Below are 4,278 nucleotides of genomic sequence, written 5' to 3' on the forward strand. Positions count from 1 at the left end.
CGCCGTGCTCCCGCCGGGCGCAGCCCGCGCCCGGCGGCACCGCCCTCCCCGCCCCCGCCGCTCCCTCCGGACCCGTCGCGAAAAGGCCCGCCATGTACCGCCCGTACCACGTCCTGTTCCAGCTGGTGTTCCGGCGCATGGACCCGGAGAAGGCCCACCACCTGGCCTTCGGCTGGATCCGCCGGGCCGCCCGCGTGCCCGTGCTGCGCACCCTGCTCGCCGCGCTGCTCGCCCCCCGGCACCGCGCCCTGCGCACCGAGGCACTCGGGTTGCGCATGCACGGACCCTTCGGCATGGCCGCCGGCTTCGACAAGAACGCCGTCGGCATCGACGGGCTGGCCATGCTCGGCTTCGACCACGTCGAGATCGGCACCGTCACCGGCCGGGCCCAGCCCGGCAACCCGACGCCGCGCCTGTTCCGGCTCACCGCCGACCGGGGCCTGATCAACCGGATGGGCTTCAACAACGAGGGCTCCGCCGCCGTCGCGGCCCGTCTCGCCGGCCGCCGCGCGCACCTGCGGACCACCGTCGGCGTCAACATCGGCAAGACCAAGGCCGTGCCAGAGGAGGAGGCGATCGCCGACTACGTCACCTCCGCCGAACGGCTCGCCCCGCACGCCGACTACCTGGTCGTCAACGTCTCCTCGCCCAACACCCCCGGACTGCGCGACCTCCAGGCGGCCGACCAGCTGCGCCCGCTGCTCGGCGCGGTCCGCGAGGCGGCCGACCGGGCCGTCCCGGACCGCCGGGTGCCGCTGCTGGTCAAGATCGCACCCGACCTGGCCGACGAGGACGTGGACGCTGTCGCGGACCTCGCCGTCGACCTCGGCCTGGACGGCATCATCGCCACCAACACCACCATCGCCCGCGACGGTCTGGGCCTGCGCTCGGCCGCCGACCTCACCGCGCAGACCGGCGGACTGTCCGGCGCCCCGCTGGAGCCGCGCGCACTGGAGGTGCTGCGCCGGCTGTACGCCCGCGTCGGCGACCGTCTCACGCTGGTCGGCGTCGGCGGCATCACCACCGCCGAGGACGCCTGGCGGCGCATCCTGGCCGGCGCCACCCTGGTGCAGGGCTACAGCGCCTTCGTCTACGAGGGGCCCTTCTGGTCCCGGCGCGTCCACCGCGGGCTGGCCGCACTGCTCCGCGACAGCCCCCACGCCACCCTCGCCGACGCCGTCGGCGCCGACACCCGTGAGGCGGACACCGCAGCATGACGGACCCCACACCCGACGGCCCTTCCGGCGCCACCGTCCCGTTCGGCGCCCGGCTGCACCACGCCATGGAGGCCCGCGGGCCGCTGTGCGTCGGCATCGACCCGCACGCCTCGCTGCTGACCGCCTGGGGGCTCGGCGACGACGTCGCCGGCCTGGAGCGGTTCACCCGCACGGTCGTGGAGGCGCTGGCGGACCGGGTGGCGGTGCTGAAGCCGCAGTCGGCCTTCTTCGAGCGCTTCGGCTCCCGGGGTATCGCGGTGCTGGAGACGGCAGTCGCGGAGGCCCGCGACGCGGGGGCGCTGGTGCTGATGGACGCCAAGCGCGGCGACATCGGCTCGACCATGGGCGCCTACGCCGCCACCTACCTGGACCGGGACGCGCCGCTGTTCTCGGACGCGGTGACGGTCAGCCCGTTCCTCGGCTTCGGCTCCCTGCGTCCGGCGCTCGACCTGGCCCGGCGCAACGGCTGCGGGGTCTTCGTGCTGGCGCTCACCTCCAACCCGGAGGGCCCCGAGGTGCAGCGGGCGGTGGCCGCGGACGGCCGGTCGGTGGCGCAGGTGATGCTCGACCACCTCGCCCGGGAGAACGCCGGCGCGGCTCCGCTGGGATCGTTCGGCGCGGTCGTCGGCGCGACGCTGGACCGGGCCGACGCGGAACTGGACGTCAACGGGCCGCTGCTCGCCCCCGGCCTGGGTGCGCAGGGGGCGACTCCCGCGGACCTGCCCAGGGTCTTCGGCGCGGCCGTGCGGTCGGTCCTGCCGAGCGTCAGCCGCGGAGTGCTGGGCGCCGGGCCCTCGGTGCCGGGGCTGCGGGCGGCGGCCGACCGCTACGCGTCCGAACTCGCCGAGGCCCGGTGACCGGGACACGCCGGTAGGCGTGTCCCGGTCACTGTTCAGCGGCGGTTTCCGGCCCCGAATACTCGAAGGTTTGTCCGGAAAAGTCCTGGTCGGCTCAGTCTGACCAGGACTTTTCCGCTGTTCTCGCTGACTCTTCGGCGATCGCCCGCTAGTCTCCGACGAGAGCGATGTGCACAGGTGCGTTGCTCATTGCTCCGCAGGTGCGGGGCTACTAGGTTCCTCACCGATCCGTATCCGACTAGTTCGACATCCGAGGTGACGAAGGCGTGGCTCTTCCGCCCCTTACCCCTGAACAGCGCGCAGCCGCGCTCGAGAAGGCCGCCGCGGCTCGCCGGGAGCGCGCCGAGGTCAAGAACAGGCTCAAGCACTCCGGTGCCTCCCTCCACGACGTCATCAAGCAGGGCCAGGAGAACGACGTCATCGGCAAGATGAAGGTCAGCGCTCTCCTGGAGAGCCTGCCCGGCGTCGGCAAGGTCCGGGCCAAGCAGATCATGGAACGGCTCGGCATCTCCGAGAGTCGCCGGGTCCGCGGTCTGGGCTCCAACCAGATCGCCGCGCTGGAGCGCGAGTTCGGCGGCGCCAACTGACCCTGCCGGGTGCCCCGGGGTCCGCGGCAGCCGCCTCGCGGCTCCCGCGGACCCGAGCACTCCCCGGAACCGGGATAATCGCTGCATGAGTGAACGTCCTCGGCTGACCGTGCTCTCCGGCCCCTCCGGGGTGGGCAAGAGCACCGTTGTCGCCCATATGCGCAAGGTCCACCCCGAGGTCTGGCTCTCGGTGTCCGCCACCACACGGGCTCCGCGTCCCGGCGAGCGACATGGCGTGCACTACTACTTCACCGCCGACGACGAGTTCGACAAGCTGATCGCCAACGGCGAGCTGCTGGAGTGGGCGGAGTTCGCGGGCAACCGCTACGGAACGCCCCGCCAGGCCGTCCTGGACCGCCTGGAAGCCGGCGAGCCGGTGCTGCTGGAGATCGACCTCCAGGGCGCGCGGCTGGTGCGCCAGTCCATGCCGGAGGCGCAACTCGTCTTCCTGGCCCCGCCCAGCTGGGACGAACTGGTCCGGCGGCTCACCGGACGCGGCACCGAGGCGCCCGAAGTGATCGAGCGGCGCCTGACGGCGGCCCGGGTGGAGCTGGCCGCGGAGCCGGAGTTCGACACCACCCTTGTCAACACCTCCGTCGAGGACGTGGCCGCCGAGCTGCTAGCCTTGATGCGTATCACGTGATCCACTTGATTTTTCCACCATCGGAAGGCAGAGCGTGTCCTCTTCCATCACCGCGCCCGAGGGCATCATCAACCCGCCGATTGATGAGCTGCTCGAGGCCACCGACTCCAAGTACAGCCTGGTGATCTACGCCGCGAAGCGCGCGCGTCAGATCAACGCGTACTACTCGCAGCTCGGTGAGGGCCTCCTGGAGTACGTCGGCCCGCTGGTCGACACCCACGTGCACGAGAAGCCGCTGTCGATCGCGCTCCGCGAGATCAACGCGGGCCTGCTGACGTCCGAGGCCGTCGAGGCCCCGCCGCAGTAGCACAGCTCCTCCACGACAGGCCCGGCAGCGCGACTGCCGGGCCTGTGGTGTGTCATGGACGGCGTGTCACGGACGCCAGAGCAACCCCGGGCCGGCACCTCGACCGGCCACGGGACGTCACCGCGGAGCGGGGAGAGTCGAGCGATGGACAAGCCCGAGGTCGTGCTGGGGATCAGTGGCGGCATCGCCGCGTACAAGGCCTGCGAGCTGCTGCGCCGGATGACGGAGTCCGGGCACGCGGTGCGCGTCGTGCCGACCGAGTCCGCCCTGCACTTCGTGGGGGAGGCCACCTGGGCCGCCCTGTCCGGCAACCCGGTCGCCACCGGGGTCTGGACGGACGTGCACCAGGTGCCGCACGTGCGCATCGGGCAGCGTGCGGACCTGGTCGTGGTCGCCCCGGCCACCGCCGACCTGCTCGCCAAGGCCGCCCACGGGCTCGCCGACGACCTGCTGACCAACACCCTGCTCACCGCCCGCTGCCCGGTGGTCTTCGCCCCCGCCATGCACACCGAGATGTGGGAGCACCCCGCCACCCGGGACAACGTCGCCACGCTGCGCCGCCGCGGCGCCGTGGTGATCGAGCCGGCTGTCGGCCGGCTCACCGGGGCCGACACCGGCAAGGGCCGGCTGCCCGACCCGGACGCGATCTGGGAGGTCTGCCGGCGGG

The 4,278-nt window shown here is 72.8% G+C and carries 6 protein-coding genes; all 6 read left to right on the top strand.

The features are described 5' to 3' along the window. Positions 1-92: 92 nt before the first annotated feature. Positions 93-1,217 (top strand): quinone-dependent dihydroorotate dehydrogenase, encoded by a 1,125-nt coding sequence (locus ACYVE9_RS17495; protein ID WP_461028815.1) that lies wholly within the window; start codon positions 93-95, stop codon positions 1,215-1,217. Continuing rightward, complete coding sequence (gene pyrF / locus ACYVE9_RS17500) at positions 1,214-2,074, top strand: orotidine-5'-phosphate decarboxylase (RefSeq protein WP_461028812.1); 861 nt, start codon at positions 1,214-1,216, stop codon at positions 2,072-2,074. Before ACYVE9_RS17495 ends, pyrF begins: the two co-directional genes overlap by 4 nt. 266 nt (positions 2,075-2,340) lie before the next feature. Then, positions 2,341-2,661, top strand: a complete 321-nt coding sequence (locus tag ACYVE9_RS17505; protein WP_283990988.1) for an integration host factor — start codon at positions 2,341-2,343, stop codon at positions 2,659-2,661. A gap of 85 nt (positions 2,662-2,746) precedes the next feature. After that, positions 2,747-3,304 carry a guanylate kinase gene (gene gmk / locus ACYVE9_RS17510; protein ID WP_461028813.1) on the top strand — a complete coding sequence of 186 codons (558 nt, stop codon included), beginning with the start codon at positions 2,747-2,749 and terminating at the stop codon, positions 3,302-3,304. 34 nt (positions 3,305-3,338) lie between these two features. Continuing rightward, positions 3,339-3,611: a DNA-directed RNA polymerase subunit omega gene (gene rpoZ / locus ACYVE9_RS17515; RefSeq protein ID WP_283990986.1), complete on the top strand. Its 273-nt coding sequence runs from the start codon at positions 3,339-3,341 to the stop codon at positions 3,609-3,611. Between the two features lie 144 nt (positions 3,612-3,755). Beyond that, positions 3,756-4,278 (top strand): flavoprotein (locus tag ACYVE9_RS17520; RefSeq protein ID WP_461028814.1); only part of this gene is annotated, 523 nt, incomplete at its 3' end.

Source organism: Streptomyces sparsus (genome assembly GCF_054776295.1).

Coding starts and splice junctions, on each gene's coding strand:
- ACYVE9_RS17495 (WP_461028815.1), top strand. CDS start 93: ATGTACCGCCCGTACCACGTCCTGTTCCAGCTGGTGTTCCGGCGCATG.
- pyrF (WP_461028812.1), top strand. CDS start 1,214: ATGACGGACCCCACACCCGACGGCCCTTCCGGCGCCACCGTCCCGTTC.
- gmk (WP_461028813.1), top strand. CDS start 2,747: ATGAGTGAACGTCCTCGGCTGACCGTGCTCTCCGGCCCCTCCGGGGTG.